We start from the raw sequence: 19747 nt of genomic DNA, 5'->3' as shown, positions 1-19747 counted from the left end.
AAGAGCGCGATCGCGCCGGGAACCACGGTTACAGCATTCAACCTACAACGTTCAAGTCAGGGAAACCGACTACAGAGCCTGCCCGTCCCGCCATGCCCGCAGTGCGGGCACGCCGGCTTCAGCCCGGCGGCATGTCGCGTCCCATGGGCATGGTGCGATTCGGCTTGAGCACCCGGTCCGGTTCGGCCAGCTCGATGCGGGGAGCGGCTCGCAGCGTGGCCACGGCCTGTTCCATCGTAGCATCACCGGATTGCGAAATGGCAGTGACCAGCCAGACGCCGCCCGACATCGGCCGCTTGACGACGAAACGGATCGGCCCGGAAATCGACTCCAGCAGGCGGCCGGCCTCTTCGGAGCCGGTCACCGGCGGCGCGCTGAAGCGCACCATGATGTCGCCCACGGCGCGGTCGGCGCTGATACTGCCGGCCGGCGCATAGGGGCGCTGCTGCGCCTGGCAAGCGGTGAGTGCGAGCAGTGCCAGCAGGCCGCAGGCGGCGGTGATCCGCAGCGGGCGAGCCATTGAGCGGGAGTGCGGCAGTTTGCCGGTTGACATGGGAAAGCTCCTGGATGGTTACTGGGCCGGTGCGGGACGCGGGCGATCAGCTTGCGCTCCGGCGCGAACGGCGCGTTTCCCGGGCCGTGCCGGCGGCGCCGCGCATGCCTTGCGCGAGCATTTCCTCGGCGTGCTGCACGGTGGTGGCGGTCACGGTGGTGCCGCCCAGCATGCGGGCGGTCTCGACCACGCGGCCGGCCGGGTCGAGGGCGCGGATGCGCGAGCGGGTGACCGAGCCCTTGCCTTCGGGCTGGCTGGTCTCCTTGCTGACCAGCAGGTGGGCGCCGGCCTGGGCGGCGACTTGCGGCAGGTGGGTCACGCACAGCACCTGGCGGGCGCGGCCAAGCTCCTGCAGCCGGCGGCCTACCACTTCGGCCACCGCGCCGCCGATGCCTGTATCGACCTCGTCGAAGATCAGGGTCGGGGTAGGCGCGGCCTCGCTGGTAATGACGGAGATCGCCAGGCTGATACGGGCAAGTTCGCCGCCCGAGGCCACCTTGGCGAGGGGACGCGCGCTGACGCCGGCATGGCCGGCCACCAGGAATTCGACTTGTTCCAGGCCGTGGCTTTGCCCTTCGTCGAGCGGGTGCAGCGCCACCGCGAAACTGCCGCCCGCCATGGACAGGCCTTGCATGGCGTCCGTGACGGCGGCCGACAGGCTTTCGGCCGCCACCTTGCGGGCGGCGCCTAGGTGCTGGGCGATGGTCAGGTAAGCGGCTCGGGCCGCGGCCTCGCGCGCCATCGCCTTGTTCAGGTCCTGGGCGGACTGGAGGTCGTCGAGCTGCTGGCGGCGGGCCATCAGTTCGTCGGGCAGTTGCTCAGGCGGCAGCCGGTACTTGCGCGCGGTGGTGTGCAGAGCCTGCATGCGCGCTTCCACCAGTTGAAGGCGTTCGGGGTCGAGATCGAGCCGGTCGACATAGCGGTTGAGCGAGTGAGCGGCCTCCTCGACCTGCACCAGGGCCGGGTCCAGCGCCGCCAGCACGTCGCCCAGGCCGGGATCGACGCCCGCCAGCTGGCGCAGGCGCTGTACCACGCTGTTGAGTGCCGACAGTACCGAGCCATCGGCCTCGGACAGCGCTTCCAGCGCGGCGCGGCTGCCCTCGATCAGCCCCGCGGCGTGCGACAGCCGGTTGTATTCGGCCTGGATGTCTTCCCACTCGCCAGGTTGCGGCGCCAGCTTCTCGAGTTCGCCGACCTGCCATTCGAGCCGTTCGCGCTCAAGCTGCATCTCGCGCGAGCGGTGCTCGATGGTTTCGCGCTGGCGCACGCAGGCACGCCACGAGCGCCAGGCCTCGGCTACGGCGCCCGCCTGGGCGGTAAGGCCGGCATGGGCGTCCAGCAGCAGGCGCTGGGCGTCCGGGCGCAGCAGCAACTGGTGGGCATGCTGGCCGTGGATATCGACCAGGCGGTCGCCGATGTCGCGCAACTGGCCCAGCGTGGCGGCGGCGCCATTGATAAAGGCCTTGCTGCGCCCGCCGGCGTCGACGGTCCGGCGCAGCAGCACGGTGCCATCGTCGCCGGTGAGGTCGTGTTCGGCCAACCAGTCATCGAGCCCGGCGGGGGTGGCGAAGGTGGCGCTGATGCTGGTCCGGGCGGCGCCTTCGCGGACCACGCCGGCGTCGGCGCGCTCACCCAGCACCAGGGCCAGCGCATCGATCAGGATCGACTTGCCGGCACCGGTCTCGCCGGTGAAGACGGTGAAGCCCGGGGAGAAGTCGAGGTCGAGCGTATCGACGATGACGAAATCGCGGATGGACAGGCTGCGCAGCATCGTGGGCGACGGGTCGGGGTCAGGGGCGGATTCGGTTTGGGGGCGGCGGATCTGGGCCRGATCGGTCAGGATCGGCGCGGCTCAGAGCCGGTTGTCTTCGCTCGGGTACTCGTGCCAGTGCAGCTTCTTGCGCAGCGTGGCGTAATAGTTGTAGCCGATCGGATGCAGCAGGTTGACGGTCTTGGCCGACCGGCGAACCACAATGCGGTCGCCCGGCAGCAGCGAGGTCAGTGACTGCATGTCGAAGTTGACGCTCGCGTCGCGCGCCGTGGCCACCTCGATCGAGACTTCGGCGTCATGCGGCAGGACGATCGGGCGGTTGGACAGCGCATGCGGGGCAATCGGCACCAGCACCAGCCCCGACAGGGTGGGGTGCAGGATCGGGCCGCCCGCCGACAGCGCATAGGCGGTCGAGCCGGTCGGCGTCGAGACGATCAGGCCGTCCGAACGCTGGTTGTACATGAAGTGGCCGTCCACGGAGACGGCCAGTTCGACCATGCCGGAGATGCCGGAACGGTTGACCACGACGTCATTGAAGGCCAGCGCGGAAAAGATCACGCCGTCGTCGCGTACCACCTGCGACTCCAGCAGCATGCGGGTCTCCGACTCGTAGCGGCCCGCAAGCATGTCGGGCAGCACCGAATGCACGTCTTGCAACGGGATGTCGGTCATGAAGCCGAGGCGCCCGTGGTTCACGCCGATCAGCGGCACCGGGTAGCCGGCCAGCTGGCGCGCCAGGCCCAGCAAGGTACCGTCGCCGCCGAGCACCACCGCCACATCCGCATGCTTGCCGATCTCGTCCGGCGCCAGCGCCGGATAGTCGGTCAGCCCGGTAGCCATCGCGGTTTCGCGCTCGAACACCACATCCTGGCCGTTCCTGAGGATGCAGGCGGCCAGATCCTCCAGCGGGCCCTCGATGCCGGCGGTGGCGTACCTGCCGATCAGGGCGACGGTGCGAAAGGGCGCGCGCGCGGCGCCGGGCGTGGGGAGCGAAGACATGCCGGGATTAGACCATACCGCCGCGACCATTGTCAGCAGATGGGCACCTGCGGCCGGGCCGGAACACGGATGAGCCGCCCGAACGGGGTAAACTTGCGTAAAATCGGGAACATCATGGATGAACGTGCAAAAACGCTTCTCAAAACCCTGATCGAGCGCTATATCGCCGAGGGACAACCCGTGGGCTCACGGACCTTGTCGAAGTACTCCGGGCTCGATCTGTCCCCTGCCACCATCCGCAATGTGATGTCGGATCTGGAGGAAATGGGGTTTATTGCCAGCCCGCATACCTCGGCGGGGCGCATTCCGACGCCGCGGGGTTATCGCTTGTTCGTCGACACCATGCTGACCGCCCAGCCGCTGGATGGCGCGCTCAACCTGGCTGAACTGACCGGCAAGATCCAGGGCCAGTTGCGCGGCCAGCAGCTTGGGCCGCAGCGGATGATCACCTCGGCGGCTCATACCTTGTCCAACCTGTCTCAGTTCGCCGGCGTGGTGATGACCCCGCGCCGCGCCCAGGCGTTCCGCCAGGTGGAATTCATGCGGCTCTCGGACAAGCGCATCCTGCTGATCATCGTCACGCCGGAGGGCGATGTGCAGAACCGCATCATCCAGACCGAACTGCCGTATTCCCCGTCGCAACTGGTCGAGGCGGCCAATTTCATCAACTCGCACTTTGCCGGCATGAGCTTCGACAATGTGCGTGACCACCTGCGCGGCGAACTGCAGGCGCTGCGCATGGATATGTCGCAACTGATGCAGGCCGCGGTGGAGGCGGGCAGCAACGCCATGGCCGAGGAAGAGGACGATCACGTCTTTATCTCGGGCGAGCGCAAGTTGCTCGAAGTGGAGGATCTTTCCTCCAGCATGGAAAAACTGCGCAAGCTGTTCGACGTGTTCGAGCACAAGACCGGCCTGCTCAAGCTGCTCGATGTCTCCAGCCACGCCCAGGGCGTGCAGATCTTCATCGGCGGCGAGAGCAAGCTGGTGCCGCTGGAAGACATGGCGGTCATTACCGCGCCCTACGAAGTCGACGGCCAGATCGTCGGCACGCTCGGGGTGATCGGGCCGACCCGCATGGCCTACGAGCGGGTGATCCCGATCGTCGACATCACCGCGCGCCTGTTGTCCAGCGCGCTCAGCCAGAACTAGTGTCGTCCTGGCCCGGTCTCACAGACTGCCTGTTCCGTTCATCCTGTAAGCTCGGCGAGACCTGGCGGCCGCGCGCCCTGTGCCCGCGCCGCTCCGCCACACCGGAAATTACATGACGTTTACTCCCGAGCCGGCCTATCAGCATGGCCAGGCGCCGCGTACGGCGATCCTGCTGATCAACCTCGGCACACCCGATGCGCCGACGCCTAAAGCGGTCGGCAGCTACCTCAAGCAGTTCCTGTCGGATCCGCGCGTCGTGGAGATTCCCCGCGCCGCATGGCTGCCGATCCTGTATGGCCTCATCCTGCCGCTGCGCTCGCGTGCGTCGGCGATGAAGTACGAATCTATCTGGCTGCGCGAAGCCCATATGACGGGGTCGCCGCTGCTGGTGCACACCGAGCGCCAGGCCCACGCCTTGCAGTTGTTGCTCAACCAGCATGGCCACGAAGTTACCGTGGCGTGCGCCATGCGTTATGGCAACCCCTCGATCGGCTCGGTGCTGGAGGCGCTGCGGCGCCAGGGGACCGAGCGCATCCTGCTGCTGCCCCTGTACCCGCAATATTCAGGCACTACCACCGCGACCGCCTTCGACGAGGCATTTCGTGTGCTCAAGGCGTGGCGAAACCAGCCGGAGCTGCGGCTGATCAAGCATTTTCACGACCATCCGGCGTACATTGCGGCTTTGCACCAGCAGGTCGGGGCATACTGGGCGCAACAAGGCACACCGGATTTCGCGCGTGGCGACAAGCTGATCCTGTCGTTTCACGGGGTGCCGCGCAGGACGCTGGAACTGGGCGATCCCTACCACTGCGAATGCCTGAAGACCGGGCGCCTGCTGGGCGAGGCGCTGGGTTTGCAGCCGGGGCAGTACCAGGTCACGTTCCAGTCGCGCTTCGGCAAGGCGGAGTGGCTGCAGCCCTATACCGCGCCTACCCTGCAAGAGCTAGGCAAGGTCGGTACCGGCCGGGTCGACGTGTTTTGTCCCGGCTTCCCGGCGGACTGCCTCGAAACGCTGGAAGAGATCGCCATGGAAGGGCGGTCCGAGTTCCAGGTGGCTGGCGGCAAGGTATTCCACTACATTCCTTGCCTCAACGATGCGGAAAGCTGGATCGCCGGGCTCGCGGAGATCGGATTGCAGCACCTGCAAGGCTGGCCGCTGCGGATGCCCCATCCGCATGAACTGGAAGCCCGGCGCACGCAAGCCCAGACCCGCGGTGCGGCGGCATGAGCGGCGCGGGAGTTACGGCTTGGAGGTGAAGGTATGAACGTATCTTTTGAGGCCGATGCCCGCCTGCGCATCGACAAATGGCTGTGGTGCGCGCGATTCTTCAAGACGCGCTCGCTGGCAGCCGAGGCGGTGGAGCGGGGCAAGGTCCAGGTCAATGGCCAGGCCTGCAAGAATTCGCGCGAGGTCAAGCCGGGCGACACGGTCGTACTGGAGGCGCACCAGCAACGCTGGGAAGTGGTGGTAAAGGGCGTTGCGGGAGCCCGCGGTCCGGCAACCGTCGCCCAGACACTCTATGCGGAAACTGAGGCCAGCGAGGCGCGCCGGCGCCAAGACGCGGAGAACAGGCGGCTCAACGATGAACCGGCGTCGCGCTTGCAGGGCCGGCCGACCAAGCGCGACCGGCGCCAGATCGATGGCGTCATGGGGTGAGGAGGGCAGCCGCGTGGGCGGTCGCCCGGACTCACCTGGCTGGGTCAGCGAACGTAGGGGATGATGTAGTGCTTGAAAACCGCCTTGCCGCTGCCGTACTCGGTGTCTCGCGGCGTGAACGCGCCGGAAAGGCAGATAAAGGCTGTCATCACCGATAATGCGGCGAGTAGGAAGACCGTCAGAACAGGTAGCTTATGCATGGCTAACCTTTCGAGAGTGGCCCGACGTGTGATGCATCTTCGACCCCGTTATTTTTGTCATTTTTATACGTTTTCATCTTAGGGGGTGCGCTGCTGCAAAGCAATATGGCCCCTATTTCCACACGCCTCTCTTTGTAACCTTGTGTTTCACCGCACCGTCCCGGTGCGCCCTTGAAAAACAGACGCTTGCCACCAACTGCAGGCTACATTTGCCGATTGACCACCCGGCGGCCTGCGACCAGGCAGGCCGCGTCCTTGTATTGATACGGATCGACATGGAAGAACAGAAGCAGACGCCACCCACCACGCCGCCGCTCACGCCCGCCAGCGAGGAGCTGAACACCGCCCCGGCCGGCCAGGCCGAGAACGCCGCTGGCGACGTGGCGGCCCAGTTGGCCGCGCTTGAAGCCAAGGCCAAGGAGCACTACGACATGTTCCTGCGGGCAACTGCCGAGGGCGAGAACATCCGCCGCCGCGCCCAGGACGATGTCACCAAGGCGCATAAATTCGCCATCGAAAGCTTCGCCGATTACCTGCTGCCCGTGATGGACAGCCTGCAGGCCGCGCTGGCCGATGGCTCAGGCGATATCGCCAAGCTGCGCGAAGGGGTCGAATTGACAGCGCGCCAGCTCCTTAGCGCCTTCGAGAAGGGCAAGATCGTCGAACTGAACCCGGTCGGCGAGAAATTCGACCCGCACCGCCACCAGGCCATTTCCATGGTGCCCGCGCCGCAGGAACCCAACACCGTGGTCACGGTACTGCAGCGTGGCTACATGATCGCAGACCGCGTACTGCGTCCGGCACTGGTAACGGTGGCGGCGCCCAAGTAAGCGCAACGCCTCGGCTGTCCGCCCATTTGGCCGGCACAAGCAACGCCCGGTGCCGCTGGCCCGGGCGTTTTTCATTGCAGGAGAAGCTTATGTCCATCAAGCCAGACAATACCGCCGCACCCGGCGCCGCTGCCGACGCGGCGGCGCACCTGGATCACCGCGCCTTCGATGCATTTGGCATGCGCGAAGTAGCGAGTGAAGACATTGATGCGGCCATTGCCGCTGCCGGCGACGCGCTCGTTTGTGTGTTTTTCTGGGGCGTGGACTGCTTTAACTGCGAGATGGCGAAGAAAGCCATGCTGGCGAATCCCGAGCCGGTGCATGCCCTCGAACTGCACTGGCTGCACGCCAACGTCTATGCGCATCCCGAGTTGGGCAAGCGCTTCGGCCTGCATGGCATTCCCGTGTTCATGTTCTTTCACAAAGGCAAGAAGCTGGGCCGGGCCACCGGATGGCACGGGCAAGGCCAGTTTGCAGCGGCCGTAGCCAACGCCCGCCTGAAGGCCAGCGGCAAGCCGCTGGCGGGCTGAACGCGACCCGGGCCGTTGCGGACGGCGGCTCAGCGCGACAGTGCGTACCCTAGCCGGAATTGCCACGGCAGCTTGCGATTGTAGTCCAGCAAGCTCTCGCCGTAGCCGACAAAGTAGCCGGCCATCAGATATCCCGCCGTGCCCGGGATCAGGCGTGCCAGCGGGTAAGTCACCGCCGCGTCGACGCTGCCGTAGTACTTCTGCGTGCCCTTGCGCAGGGTGGCGGCAAATTCCCATGAGTCGGGCTTGCCGTAGGCCAGCTTCAGATCCATGTAGCCACGGTAGCTGGCGATGTCCGGGTTGTCGTTCTTCTCGACGTAGTAATACAGCTTGGGCGAGATGCTCCAGTGCCAGTTGGTCAGGTCGCCCAGGTAGAAAGTGGGTTTGACGAACACGGTATTGATGCTGCGCGACTGGTCGCCATCACGGCCATTCGACTCGTGCTCCACGCCCGTTGCCAGCGAGAGCCGGCTGATGGCGCGGTTGTGCACGCCAGTGTCCGAGAGGTAATAGAACAGGCTCGGCCGATAGTTAGTGTCGCGGAAGGGGCGCGAATCGCCTGACAGATCCCACAGCGAAAACTGCGTGTAGCCGAAGTACAGGTTTTCGAGCAGGCCGCGCGAAGCCGGGTTCTCGCCCTGGTAGATGCGGAACTTGAAGCTGAACTGGAACTTCGCATTGGCGCCGTCGTGCGCACCCAGGATGAAATACATCGGGTCATTGAAGGTGAGCCGTCCCTGGTCGCGGAGGTCCGGCTGGACCGGCGCTGCCTGGCTGGCAGAAGCCACCGGAACTACCGGGACCACGGGGCTAGCGCCACTGGCGCTTGCCTCCGGTGCGGTTCCCGCTGGCGGTGTATTCGCGACCTGGGCCACGGGCGGATCATCCGCGCGCGGTGCGCGATTGAGCGTGACGAGAACCGGGGCGGCATCGATGTCAACCGGATCCAGCCGCACCAGGCCGCGCAAGTTGGGTGGCAGTTCCGCGCCATATTCGATAGTGCGGTACTCTCCCTTGCGCAGTTTGATGGTCGACGGGCCGGCGGTGACGCGCCGCATGCCAAGCCGCACAGGTGCCTGCAGGTCCGCCGAAGCCATGACCTCAAGGGTTTCGGGCACGAGGAAACTGCGGTTGGCGCTATTGGCGCTCAGCAGCAAGGTCAGGGTCAGTGGCTTGGTGCCATCGACCACCTTTGGCGGTTGCAGCAAGGCGATGGCGGCGTGGCTGGACAAAGGCCAACCGGCCGCGATGGAGATAGCCAGCAGGAGAGCGGGCCTCGCGCCGGGGAGGCGCCGGATGGGCGCGCCGGCACCCGCCTCCGGCTTGGACGTACTAGGTGGCATTGAGATCTGTGCGCCGCATTTACCGGAGGAGGTGATGCATGCGCTGCGTGATATTGCGAGGCGGTAAAGCCTATCATGCTCCGCATCACAACTTTGTGATCATTTGTACGCAGCCCACGTGCGTGCGATCCCGCGCCTCAGCGGCTGGCGCGGCGCTGGATCGATGCGATGTATTGCTCGCCGTCAGGCGGCATGCCTGTGCGTTGCGCCTGCCAGAGCATTTCGCCCAGGCACTCCATCACCTGGTGCTGCGCCTCGTGGGGCGAATCCAGGCGCTGGGTCAGGGACTCATAGGCCCGGCGGATGCCAGGAGGCTGGTCGATGGAAACCTGCTCGGAGATGGACAGGTGCATGGCCAGGTGCAGGAAGGGGTTCGTCTGGCCGGCTTCAGGCGTGTAATCCTGGGTCAGCGCGCCTTCCGTGTCGGTGAGCAGGCTGTGATACTCGGGGTGCTCGCCGATCCAGTCGACTGCAATGACTTCGAGCGGCGTCAGGACATTGCCTGCGCGCTGCTTTTGCCATGCTTCGCAGAAAAAACGGCGGACTTCTTCGCGGGAGGGATTGAACATGATGCCGGTATTGTAAACGAGCTCTCCCATCGCTGCAGCGCAGTTCGGCCGCCAGAGCGCTGCCCGAATCGGACCGCCAGCTACTAGAATGCGGCGTTGCCCGGTGTCGCCGGGCGTGTCCTCGACCGCGCACCGCCATGTCTGCTTCCCGATCTTCCGCCACCGCTGGCCACCAGCCCGTCCGCAACGCCCGCGAGCAATTCGCCGGCGTGCTGCTGATCGCCCTGTCGGCCAGCGCCTTTGGTGCCATGGCGATCTTCGCGCGATTCGCCTACGAGGCCGGCACTGACGTCTACGGCTTGCTTGCGGTGCGCTTCGTGCTGGCGGCCGGCGCGCTGGCGCTGGCGATGCGCCTGCGCGGGGTTGGCATGCCGGGCTGGCGCAAGGTACTCGCGCTGGCCGCCATGGGCGGCATTGGCTATGTCGGGCAGTCGTTCTGCTTCTTTACCGCGCTCAACCATGCCCAGGCCAGCCTGGTGGCCTTGCTGCTTTACCTGTATCCGCTCTTTGTCACCATCCTCGCCGCCGTTTTCCTCAAGGAGCGCCTGAGCATGGCGTCCGTGATCGCGCTTGTGTTGTGCTCGGTCGGGGCGGGGCTGACCGTGGGCGGCGGCCAGGGCTCGGCGCTCGGCATTGCGCTGGGCCTGGCCTCGGCCGCGATCTACTCGGTCTACATCATCGTGGGCGCGCGCATTACGGCGGGCGTCAACCCGCTGGCGACCACTACCGTGGTGTGCAGCGCCGCGGCCGTGGTTTATGTCGTGGTGGGCCTGGTGCGTACCGGGGCGGGCGTGCCGCCTCAGTTCCCACAGAGCTTCGCGGGCTGGCTGGCGTTGCTGGCGATCGCATTGTTGTCGACCGTCCTGGCCATCCTGGCCTTTTTCGCTGGCCTGCAGCGGCTCGGTGCGGCACGGGCTTCGATGCTGTCCACGCTGGAACCCGTGGTGACAGTGGTGCTGGCCGCACTTCTGCTGGGGGAGCACGTCGGGCTGACGCAGGCGCTGGGCGGCGGGCTGATCCTGGCGGGTGTGTTGTGGCTGACGCGCAAGGGTGCCGGCGGCCAGGTTGTGCAACAGAATTGAACCCTTTGCTCAAATCGCCTGGGGGGAGGAGTGCGGCGATTTCGATACAATCCGGCTCTCACTTCTTGTTCAGGAACCGAACGCATGAAATCGATCGATCAGGCCGCTATCGCCCAGCTGTTCACCGAAGCCCGCACCCACAATGTGTGGCAAGACCGCAAGGTGGACGATGCCGCGCTCCATCAGATCTATGACGCGATGAAGTTTGGCCCGACCGCGGCAAACGGTTCGCCGGCACGCATCGTCTTCGTCAAGAGTGCCGCCGAGAAGGCGCGCCTGGTCGAATGCGTTTCCGCCGGCAACGTCGAGAAAACGCGCTCGGCGCCGGTTACCGCGATCGTTGCTTTCGATAACGACTTCCATGACCAGTTGCCCAAGCTGTTCCCGCACGCCGATGCCCGCTCGTGGTATGCCGGCCAGCCGGAGAAGATTGCCCGTGACGCGCTGATGAACAGCTCGCTGCAAGGCGGCTATTTCATCCTGGCCGCGCGTGCCCTTGGCCTGGATTGCGGTCCGATGGCCGGCTTCGATGCCGCGAAGCTCAATGCGGCCTTCTTCCCCGATGGCAAGTGGTCGGTCAATTTCCTGGTGAACCTGGGTTATGGCGAGGCCGACAAGCTGTTCCCGCGCAGCCCGCGCCTGTCGTTCGACGAAGCCTGCCGCATCGTTTGACCGGCCGCGCCTTCGCGGCGCCCACGGTTCAAGAAAAGACCCGCTTCGTGCGGGTCTTTTCTTGCCTGCCCGGCGCGCTCGCACTTAAATGCGCGGCGCCTCGGTCTTCTCGCGGTATTCGCAGAGCGGCTCGATCGCGCAGTGCCAGCATTCGGGTTTGCGTGCCTTGCACACATAGCGGCCATGCAGGATCAGCCAGTGGTGCGCATCGTGCAGGAATTCTTGCGGGACGACTTTGAGCAGCTTCTGCTCGACCACCTGCACGTTCTTGCCGGGCGCCAGCCCGGTGCGGTTGGCAACGCGGAAAATATGCGTGTCGACCGCGATGGTGGCCTCGCCGAAGGCGGTGTTGAGCACTACGTTGGCGGTCTTGCGGCCCACGCCCGGCAGGGCTTCTAGCGCGGCGCGGTCGCGCGGCACCTGGCCGTCGTGCTGCTCCACCAGGATGCGGCAGGTGGCGATGACATGCTTGGCCTTGGTCTTGTACAGGCCGATGGTCTTGATGTATTCGATCAGCCCTTCCTCGCCCAGGTCCAGCATCTGCTGCGGGCTGTGCGCCACCGGGTACAGCTTGCGCGTTGCCTTGTTCACGCCTACGTCGGTGGCCTGCGCGGACAGCAGCACCGCGATCAGCAGCTCGAACGGCGAGCTGTACTCCAGCTCGGTGGTGGGGGTCGGGTTGACTTCGCGCAGTGTCTCGAACAAGGCGCGGCACTTGGCTGCGTTCATTGGTCCTTGGTGGCTGGGTTGGCGCCGGACGTGGCGCCAGGATCGGCCTGTCCTGGCTCGCCCAGACCCGCTTTGGCCCGGCGGGCTTCGGCTGCATCGATCTGCGCCTGCACGGCAGGGGAGACGTTTTCAGTATTACGCGGCTTGACGGCTTGCTGCTTCAGGCGCGCACGTTCGATGGCGGCCTGGATGATGGCCTGCTTGCGCGCCTGCGCCGCCCGTTCCTCCTCGCTCTGCGCGGTCTCGGCCTGCAGCGCTTCCAGCTTGGCGGCTGCCTTGGCCGCGAGGCGCGCATCGTTCTCCTCGCGCTCGCGCACCAGCCGAGAGCGGCGCTCCATATAGCGCGCGTGGGCTTCGTCAGCTTGTTCCTGCGACCATGCGGCCCACCCGGTGCGTTCGGCGGTGACGGGAACCATGGCGATGCAGTCAACGGGGCAAGGTGCCACGCAGAGATCGCAACCGGTGCACCAGTCTTCCAGCACCGTATGCATCTGCTTGGGCGCACCGACGATGGCATCGACCGGGCAGGCCTGGATGCACAGCGTGCAGCCAATGCACAGCGCTTCGTCGATCACCGCCACTGCGCGGGCCTGTTCCATGCCGCGCTCAGGGTCCAGCGGCAGCACCGGGGTGCCCAGCAGAGCCGACAAGCGGCGGATGCCCTCGGCCCCGCCCGGCGGGCAACGGTTGCAGGCCGCGTCGCCCGCTGCCATGGCTTCGGCATAGGGGCGGCAACCATCGAAGCCGCACTTGGTGCACTGGGTCTGCGGCAGCAGGGCTTCGAGGCGATCGGCGAGGGTCGGGCGGTTGGCAGTCACGAATATTCTGGGGTTTGCGGGGACAGCTAGGCGCCGCTCTCTCTTTCTTGCCCGGCGGGCAGGCCGGCTGGAACGGGTGCGCGGCAGGGATTATCCCCGATTTCGCCGCAGTGCAGAAACGCGAGATGATGCGCCCTTTGCCGGGGCCGCTGCGCGCAAGTTGCCCTGTGCCATAATCCGCGCAACGATTCACCAGCCGTCGCATGCGAAACGAAACCAGAACCAAGCGGGACCCCGAAGGAACGCGCCGCCGCATCCTGGATGCGGCCACCGAGGAATTTGCCAAGGGTGGACTGGCCGGCGCACGCGTCGACCAGATCGCGCGCCGCGCCGAGACCAACGAGCGCATGCTGTATTACTACTATGGCAGCAAGGAAGGCTTGTTCCTGGCCGTCCTGGAAAAACAATATGCGGAGTTTCGTGCCGCGGAGGAGCAACTGCATATCGTCGAGGAAGACCCGGTGGCCGCCGTGCGCACCCTGGCCCGCTTCGTGTGGGACTGGTACTACCGCAATCCGGAGTTCATCCGCCTGGTCAACAGCGAGAATCTTCACGAGGCCCGCCACCTGAAGAAGTCCACGCAGCTGCACCAGTTGATCAACCCGGTGGTCAATGTGCTTGCCGATATCGTCAAGCGGGGGCAGAAGAAGGGCGTGTTCCGCGACAATGTTGACGTTTCGCAGCTCTACCTGACCATTTCGGCCCTCGGTTACTACGTGCTTTCCAACCGTTACACCATCAGCGCCGTGATCGGGCGCGATGTGGCGGCCCAGGACGAGCACGAGCGTTTCGCCGAGTTGCACACCGATATGTTGCTTTCCTATCTGGAACGCCGCTGAACTTTGCCGCCGCGAGAGCCCATGAAAAACGCCCGCTTGCGCGGGCGTTTTTCATGGATGGCAGCCGTGGCTCAATGGTGCTTGAGCACGAAGTTGCGCAACTCCGGATAGATCTCCTGGCGCCAGCGGCGGCCGGAGAATATCCCGTAGTGACCGCACTTGGCAGCCGTGATGTGCTGCTTGCGATCCTTGGGAATCCCGGCGCAAAGTTCGTGCGCCGCCGCCGTCTGGCCGGCGCCCGAGATGTCGTCCAGTTCGCCTTCGATGGTCAGCAGCGCCGTGCCCTTGATGTCCTGCGGACGGACCGGCTTGCCTTCGATTTCCCACGTGCCATTGGCAAGACGGAATTCCTGGAACACCTCGCGGATGGTGTCGAGGTAGTACTCGGCGTCCATGTCGAGCACGGCGTTGTACTCGTCATAGAAGCGCACATGGGCTTCCGCATCGTCGGCATCGCCTTCGACCAGGTTCAGGTAATAGTCGTAGTGCGAGGACAGATGGCGGTCCGGGTTCATCGCGACAAAGCCGGCATGCTGCAGGAAGCCCGGATACACCTTGCGGCCGTGGCCAGGGTAATTCGCAGGTACCGTGTAGATCACATTATTCTCGAACCACTCGAACGACTTGTTGGTCGCCAGCGAATTCACCGCGGTCGGGCTGCGCCGCGCATCGATCGGGCCGCCCATCATGGTCATGGTCTTGGGCGTCTTCTCGCCGGCCGAGGCCAGCAGGGAGATGGCCGCGAGCACCGGCACCGTAGGCTGGCACACCGAAATCACATGCAGGTTTTCCGCGCCGATGTGGCGGATGAATTCCTGGATGTAATGGATGTAGTCGGCCAGGCGGAAGCGGCCGTCCTCGACCGGCACCATGCGGGCATCGATCCAGTCGGTCACATAGACCTTGTGATCCTGCAGCAGGGTTTTCACCGTGTCGCGCAGCAGCGTGGAATGGTGGCCCGACAGGGGCGCGCATACCAGTACGACCGGCTCATCCTTGAGCAGCTTGATGGTCTCGGGGTCGTCCGCATAGCGCTTGAAGCGCACCAGTTTGCAGAAGGGCTTTTCGATGATGGTCTGTTCGACGATCGGGATGTCCCTGCCGTTGGAGCGTACCGACTTGATATCGAAGCCCGGCTTCTCGTATTCCTTGCCGAGCCGGTAAAGCAGTTCGTAGCCGGCGGCCAGTCGCGTGGCGCCTGGCACCAGGGACATCGGGCTCAGGGGATTGGTGAAGGTCTTGGCTGTAGCCTGCGCCCACGCGGTAAGTGGGTGCAGCATCGAGCGCTGGAATTCGTGCAGCTGGTAAAGCATGACGGGTCCCTATCAGGCTGGGGGCGAAGCTGGAATTCAACGCCTTGATATTACGAATGCAGCAAACACAGAATTGCTAATGTGTTACCGATTATGCTCGTTATCGAACGATCGTGCGATGCAGCATATACCCTAAGGTACGCTTGCATCGGAAAAAGACAAGAGGACAAACGCTGTACTTCTGGCTGACAAATCCAAAAAAATGTAAAAAGATGCGGCCAGACGTGGAAAAGGCGACCGAAGTCGCCTTTCCGTCCACTTTACACGTGTACCGTTACAGCACGGCGGCGATGGCGTCGACCACCGCGTCGATGTTGCGGCTGTTGAGCGCTGCTACACAGATGCGGCCGGTGCCCACGGCGTAGATGCCATGCTCGTTGCGCAGGAGGTCCACTTGCGCCGAGTTCAGGCCCGAGTACGAGAACATGCCGCGCTGGGCCTTGACGAACGAGAAGTCGCCCGGCACGCCCTTGGCGGCCAGCTTGTCCACCAGCGCATGGCGCATCAGCTTGATGCGGTCACGCATTTCGCCCAGCTCCTGTTCCCACATGGCGCGCAGCTCGGGGCTGTTCAGCACGGTGGCGACCACGGTGCCGCCATGGGTCGGCGGGTTGGAGTAGTTGGTGCGGATGACGCGCTTGACCTGCGACATCACGCGCTGGGCTTCTTCCTTGCCCGTGGTGACGATCGACAGCGCGCCCACGCGCTCGCCGTACAGCGAGAAGCTCTTCGAGAACGAGCTCGAGACGAAGAACGGCAGGCCGGATTCGGCGAACAGGCGCACTGCAGCGCCGTCCGGGTCGATGCCATCGGCGAAGCCCTGGTAGGCCATGTCGAGGAACGGGATCAGGTTGCGTTCCTTGATCAGTTCCACCACTTGCTTCCATTGCTCGGGCGAGAGGTCGACACCGGTCGGGTTGTGGCAGCAGGCGTGCAGCACGACGATGGTGTTGGCCGCGTACGACTTCAGCGATTCCACCATGCCGGCGAAATTCAGGCCGTGGCTGGGGGCGTCGTAATAGGTGTAGTTGATCACGGGGAAGCCGGCTGCCTCGAACAGGGCGCGGTGGTTTTCCCAGCTCGGGTCGCTGATGGCGACCTTGGCGTCCGGATACAGGCGCTTGAGGAAGTCGGCGCCGATCTTGAGCGCGCCAGTGCCGCCGAGTGCCTGGGCCGTCACTACGCGACCTTCGGTGATCAGCGGCGATTCCTTGCCGAACAGCAGGGTCTGCACGGCCTGGTCGTAGGCGGCGATGCCTTCGATCGGCAGGTAGCCGCGCGGAGTGGCGGTGGTCAGGCGGGCCTTCTCGGCTTCCTGCACGGCGCGCAGCAGAGGGATTTTCCCTTCGTCGGTGAAGTACACGCCAACACCCAGATTGACCTTGGTCGCACGGGTATCGGCATTGAAGGCTTCATTCAGGCCCAGGATCGGGTCGCGCGGGGCCATCTCGACGGCAGAAAACAAACTCATTTGGGATCTCGTGGTCAACTATGTAACAAAACGGGAAGGCGTAGAATGCTCCGGACTGCGCTCGGGAGTGCGGGCGGCCCCCATCTTGATACCTGGCCGCCAACCCCAAGATTCTAGCGTATCTGCCCGTTTTCCTGAGGTTTTCCCCTACCAGCCTATGTCGAATCTCGTTGAAGTCGCACCCGCGCTGGATGAAGAGAAGTTCGCGACCTTTCCCGGTTCGCCGTTCCAGCTTTACCAGCCTTATCTGCCGGCTGGCGACCAGCCCGAGGCGATCCGCCAGCTGGTCGAGGGGGTGGAGGATGGCCTGTCCTACCAGACCCTGCTGGGGGTGACCGGTTCGGGCAAGACCTTCACCATGGCCAATGTGATTGCCCGCATGGGGCGTCCGGCCATCGTGTTCGCGCCCAACAAGACGCTGGCCGCGCAGCTGTATTCCGAGTTCCGCGAGTTCTTCCCGCGCAATGCCGTGGAGTACTTCGTCAGCTATTACGATTACTACCAGCCCGAAGCCTACGTGCCGCAGCGCGACCTGTTCATCGAGAAGGATTCCTCGATCAACGAGCATATCGAGCAGATGCGGCTGTCGGCCACAAAGAGCCTGCTGGAACGGCGCGACACCATCATCGTGGCCAGCGTCTCCGCCATCTACGGTATCGGCAATCCGTCCGAGTACCACAAGATGATCCTGACGCTGCGCACGGGCGACAAGATCAGCCAGCGCGATGTGATTGCGCGCCTGATCGCCATGCAGTACACCCGCAACGAGACCGATTTCCAGCGCGGCACCTTCCGCGTGCGAGGCGATACGCTGGATATCTTTCCGGCCGAGCATGCCGAGCTAGCGGTGCGTGTCGACATGTTCGACGACGAGATCGATTCGCTGCAGTTCTTCGATCCGCTGACCGGGCGCGTGCGCCAGAAGATCCCGCGTTTCACGGTCTATCCGTCAAGCCACTATGTGACTCCGCGCGAAACGGTGCTGCGGGCGATCGAGGATATCAAGGTCGAACTGCGCGAGCGCCTGGACTTCTTCTACAAGGAGAACAAGCTGGTGGAGGCGCAACGGCTGGAGCAGCGCTCCCGCTTCGACCTGGAAATGCTGTCCGAGCTGGGTTTCTGCAAGGGCATCGAGAACTATTCGCGCCACCTGTCGGGCGCAAGGCCGGGCGACCCGCCGCCCACGCTGGTCGACTACCTGCCGTCCGATGCGTTGATGTTCCTGGATGAGTCGCACGTGCTGATGGGTCAGTTCAACGGCATGTACAACGGCGACAGGGCGCGCAAGACCACCCTGGTCGACTATGGCTTCCGGCTGCCCTCCGCGCTGGACAACCGTCCGCTGAAGTTCGCGGAGTTCGAGGGCAAGATGCGGCAGGTCATGTTTGTCTCGGCCACGCCGTCCAACTACGAGAACGAGCATGCGGGGCAGGTGGTGGAGCAGGTGGTACGGCCCACAGGGCTGGTCGATCCGATCATCCACGTGCGTCCGGCGACCACGCAGGTCGACGATCTGCTGTCCGAGATCCACCAGAAGGTATCCGTCGGAGAGCGCGTGCTGGTGACCACGCTCACCAAGCGCATGGCCGAGCAGCTCACGGAGTTCCTGACCGAGAACGGCGTCAAGGTCCGCTACCTGCACTCGGACATCGATACCGTGGAGCGCGTGGAGATCATCCGCGATCTGCGGCTGGGCACCTTCGATGTGCTGGTCGGCATCAACCTGCTGCGCGAGGGCCTGGATATCCCGGAAGTCTCGCTGGTGGCCATTCTCGACGCGGACAAGGAAGGCTTCCTGCGGGCCGAGCGTTCGCTGATCCAGACCATCGGCCGCGCTGCCCGTAACGTGAACGGCACCGCCATTCTCTATGCCGACCGGATGACCGATTCGATGAAGCGGGCAATCGGCGAGACCGAGCGGCGGCGAGCCAAGCAGGTTGCCTTCAACGAAGCCAACGGCATCGTGCCGCGCGGCGTCGTCAAGCGTATCAAGGACATCATCGACGGGGTCTACGACCCGGGCGAGGTGAAGGCGGAACTGCTGGCCGCGGAAGAGCGCGCCAAGTACGAAGACATGAGCGAGAAGCAGGTCGCGAAGGAGATCAAGCGGCTGGAAAAGCAAATGTTCGAGCACGCCAAGAATCTCGAGTTCGAAAAGGCCGGGCAGGTGCGCGACCAGTTGGCCAAGCTCAAGCGGCAGGTATTCGGCGCCAGCGGCGACGGGGAGCACTTGCCGCCGGCCGCGGCCGCGTCCTGAGGGCGCTCGCTCCTGTGGCATGCGGGCGCTGGCCTTGCTACCGTCTATAGTTGGAATCCCGGACGGTAGTGAGGAGACTGCTCATGGTCAAGTTCGCTCTGTGGGTTCCGCTGCACGCGAAGCCCGGCAAGGAAAAGGAAATAGAGGAACTCCTGCTTGGCGGCCTGCCGCTGGTGCAGGAGGAAACCGGCACCACTGCATGGTTCGCGCTTCGCCTCGGGCCGTCCATGTACGGCATCTTCGATGCGTTCCCCGATGAGGCCGGGCGCCAGGCCCATCTCTCGGGCAAGGTCGCGGCAGCCTTGATGGCGAAGGCCCCCGACCTGTTCGCCAAGCCGCCTTCCATCGAGAAGCTGGACGTGCTGGCGGCCAAGCTGCCCTGAGTCGCACTGTCGCCGGCCAGTCCTTCGGGCTGGCCGGCCCGCGCGGCTGCAAAGGCAGGCGAGGGGCGTGGCCTAGCCCTTTGGGGGGAGCGATCGCAGGCGCTTATTGACTTCCAGCAGGGTTTCGCACGCATCGGCATCAGCGTCGTGGCGCTTGCCGATGAAATCCACGATGGCGCGCAGCGGTTCGCGCTGCGCAGCGCACGCCGTGCCCGGCCCCGGAACCAGCGCCGGGCATGCCGAGCCGATTTCATCCTCCAGGCTGCGCCGGACCACGGTGAGCAGGTTTTCACAACCTGAATCTGGGGTGGCACCCACGGCAGGTTCGGCGGCGCCCGCTAGGCTTGCGCAAAGCAAGATGGGCGATATCAGGAGATGGCTAGGGCGGATATTCACTACGCGATTATGAGCGGGTGACGACTTTGCGTCAGCTATTGAGACTTGTATAAATCATGACAACCGATTTGAGTCTGACGCGTTATCTGACCAAGGCGTTGATCGGGAGTCGATTGCATGGCTGGGAAGATGGACGAAGCGACCAGAAAGCGGGTTCGCGCTGGACGGATGCTGTTAGCGAAC

At 64.7% G+C, this 19747-nt stretch carries 21 protein-coding genes; 10 read left to right on the top strand and 11 right to left on the bottom strand.

The genetic code is table 11. From position 1 onward, the window contains the following. Window positions 1–118 precede the first annotated feature (118 nt). The 3 genes from AC1DT6_RS12335 to AC1DT6_RS12325 form a co-directional block, all read right to left on the bottom strand. Window positions 119–553, bottom strand: a complete 435-nt coding sequence (locus AC1DT6_RS12335) for a hypothetical protein (protein ID WP_441629972.1) — start codon at window positions 551–553, stop codon at window positions 119–121. 46 nt (window positions 554–599) lie between these two features. Next, window positions 600–2324, bottom strand: coding sequence for a DNA repair protein RecN (recN, locus tag AC1DT6_RS12330; RefSeq protein ID WP_441629974.1), 1725 nt, complete (start codon window positions 2322–2324; stop codon window positions 600–602). 81 nt (window positions 2325–2405) lie between these two features. Then, a complete protein-coding gene (locus AC1DT6_RS12325; protein ID WP_035868511.1) occupies window positions 2406–3323 on the bottom strand; it encodes an NAD kinase in 918 nt (305 codons plus the stop codon). A gap of 114 nt (window positions 3324–3437) precedes the next feature. Here AC1DT6_RS12325 and hrcA point away from each other — a divergent pair, with 114 nt between their 5' ends. The 3 genes from hrcA (at window position 3438) to AC1DT6_RS12310 (ending at window position 6132) form a co-directional block, all read left to right on the top strand. Then, window positions 3438–4475 carry a heat-inducible transcriptional repressor HrcA gene (hrcA, locus tag AC1DT6_RS12320; protein WP_035868786.1) on the top strand — a complete coding sequence of 346 codons (1038 nt, stop codon included), beginning with the start codon at window positions 3438–3440 and terminating at the stop codon, window positions 4473–4475. Window positions 4476–4587: 112 nt separating this feature from the next. Next, window positions 4588–5703 carry a ferrochelatase gene (gene hemH, locus AC1DT6_RS12315; RefSeq protein ID WP_477114712.1) on the top strand — a complete coding sequence of 372 codons (1116 nt, stop codon included), beginning with the start codon at window positions 4588–4590 and terminating at the stop codon, window positions 5701–5703. A gap of 33 nt (window positions 5704–5736) precedes the next feature. Further along, window positions 5737–6132 (top strand): RNA-binding S4 domain-containing protein, encoded by a 396-nt coding sequence (locus AC1DT6_RS12310; protein ID WP_441629979.1) that lies wholly within the window; start codon window positions 5737–5739, stop codon window positions 6130–6132. Window positions 6133–6176: 44 nt separating this feature from the next. Here the strand turns inward: AC1DT6_RS12310 and AC1DT6_RS12305 are convergent, their stop codons facing one another. Further along, window positions 6177–6332, bottom strand: a complete 156-nt coding sequence (locus AC1DT6_RS12305) for a hypothetical protein (RefSeq protein WP_035868505.1) — start codon at window positions 6330–6332, stop codon at window positions 6177–6179. A 275-nt stretch (window positions 6333–6607) separates the two neighbouring features. Here AC1DT6_RS12305 and grpE point away from each other — a divergent pair, with 275 nt between their 5' ends. Both grpE and AC1DT6_RS12295 read left to right on the top strand, forming a co-directional pair. Then, entirely contained in the window at window positions 6608–7162 is a 555-nt protein-coding gene (gene grpE / locus AC1DT6_RS12300; RefSeq protein WP_035868503.1) for a nucleotide exchange factor GrpE, read from the top strand. A gap of 89 nt (window positions 7163–7251) precedes the next feature. After that, window positions 7252–7692 (top strand): thioredoxin family protein, encoded by a 441-nt coding sequence (locus AC1DT6_RS12295; protein WP_441629982.1) that lies wholly within the window; start codon window positions 7252–7254, stop codon window positions 7690–7692. 29 nt (window positions 7693–7721) lie between these two features. Here AC1DT6_RS12295 and AC1DT6_RS12290 read toward each other — a convergent pair whose 3' ends face one another. Together AC1DT6_RS12290 and AC1DT6_RS12285 are read right to left on the bottom strand one after the other, a co-directional pair. Continuing rightward, window positions 7722–9035, bottom strand: a complete 1314-nt coding sequence (locus AC1DT6_RS12290) for a phospholipase A (protein WP_441629984.1) — start codon at window positions 9033–9035, stop codon at window positions 7722–7724. Window positions 9036–9172: 137 nt separating this feature from the next. Beyond that, window positions 9173–9604 carry a DUF1841 family protein gene (locus tag AC1DT6_RS12285; RefSeq protein WP_441629985.1) on the bottom strand — a complete coding sequence of 144 codons (432 nt, stop codon included), beginning with the start codon at window positions 9602–9604 and terminating at the stop codon, window positions 9173–9175. A 137-nt stretch (window positions 9605–9741) separates the two neighbouring features. On the opposite strand from AC1DT6_RS12285, the gene AC1DT6_RS12280 reads away from it, so the two are divergent. Continuing rightward, a complete protein-coding gene (locus tag AC1DT6_RS12280) occupies window positions 9742–10686 on the top strand; it encodes a DMT family transporter (RefSeq protein ID WP_441629987.1) in 945 nt (314 codons plus the stop codon). An 84-nt stretch (window positions 10687–10770) separates the two neighbouring features. After that, the gene (locus AC1DT6_RS12275; protein ID WP_035868490.1) at window positions 10771–11358 is read left to right on the top strand and encodes a malonic semialdehyde reductase; all 588 of its coding nucleotides are present in this window, start codon (window positions 10771–10773) and stop codon (window positions 11356–11358) included. Window positions 11359–11442: 84 nt separating this feature from the next. Here the strand turns inward: AC1DT6_RS12275 and nth are convergent, their stop codons facing one another. Both nth and rsxB read right to left on the bottom strand, forming a co-directional pair. Continuing rightward, the gene (nth, locus tag AC1DT6_RS12270; RefSeq protein WP_441629989.1) at window positions 11443–12087 is read right to left on the bottom strand and encodes an endonuclease III; all 645 of its coding nucleotides are present in this window, start codon (window positions 12085–12087) and stop codon (window positions 11443–11445) included. Then, entirely contained in the window at window positions 12084–12905 is an 822-nt protein-coding gene (gene rsxB / locus AC1DT6_RS12265; protein WP_441629991.1) for an electron transport complex subunit RsxB, read from the bottom strand. The genes nth and rsxB overlap by 4 nt, the downstream gene beginning before the upstream one ends. Window positions 12906–13108: 203 nt before the next feature. Here rsxB and AC1DT6_RS12260 point away from each other — a divergent pair, with 203 nt between their 5' ends. Next, entirely contained in the window at window positions 13109–13744 is a 636-nt protein-coding gene (locus tag AC1DT6_RS12260) for a TetR/AcrR family transcriptional regulator (protein ID WP_045238081.1), read from the top strand. A gap of 71 nt (window positions 13745–13815) precedes the next feature. On the opposite strand, the gene AC1DT6_RS12255 is transcribed toward AC1DT6_RS12260, so the two are convergent. Together AC1DT6_RS12255 and AC1DT6_RS12250 are read right to left on the bottom strand one after the other, a co-directional pair. After that, window positions 13816–15057 carry a polyhydroxyalkanoate depolymerase gene (locus AC1DT6_RS12255; RefSeq protein WP_276288595.1) on the bottom strand — a complete coding sequence of 414 codons (1242 nt, stop codon included), beginning with the start codon at window positions 15055–15057 and terminating at the stop codon, window positions 13816–13818. 274 nt (window positions 15058–15331) lie between these two features. Further along, on the bottom strand, window positions 15332–16528 hold the full coding sequence (locus AC1DT6_RS12250; RefSeq protein WP_441629994.1) for an amino acid aminotransferase: 1197 nt from the start codon (window positions 16526–16528) through the stop codon (window positions 15332–15334). A gap of 157 nt (window positions 16529–16685) precedes the next feature. Here AC1DT6_RS12250 and uvrB point away from each other — a divergent pair, with 157 nt between their 5' ends. Beyond that, window positions 16686–18785: an excinuclease ABC subunit UvrB gene (gene uvrB, locus AC1DT6_RS12245; protein WP_441629996.1), complete on the top strand. Its 2100-nt coding sequence runs from the start codon at window positions 16686–16688 to the stop codon at window positions 18783–18785. A gap of 83 nt (window positions 18786–18868) precedes the next feature. Beyond that, the gene (locus AC1DT6_RS12240) at window positions 18869–19168 is read left to right on the top strand and encodes a putative quinol monooxygenase (RefSeq protein ID WP_441629998.1); all 300 of its coding nucleotides are present in this window, start codon (window positions 18869–18871) and stop codon (window positions 19166–19168) included. A gap of 72 nt (window positions 19169–19240) precedes the next feature. Here the strand turns inward: AC1DT6_RS12240 and AC1DT6_RS12235 are convergent, their stop codons facing one another. After that, complete coding sequence (locus AC1DT6_RS12235; RefSeq protein ID WP_428177876.1) at window positions 19241–19486, bottom strand: hypothetical protein; 246 nt, start codon at window positions 19484–19486, stop codon at window positions 19241–19243. Window positions 19487–19747: the final 261 nt, after the last annotated feature.

It is taken from the genome of Cupriavidus sp. 01L45, assembly GCF_056399885.1.
This window is presented reverse-complemented; position numbering and strand designations above follow the sequence as displayed.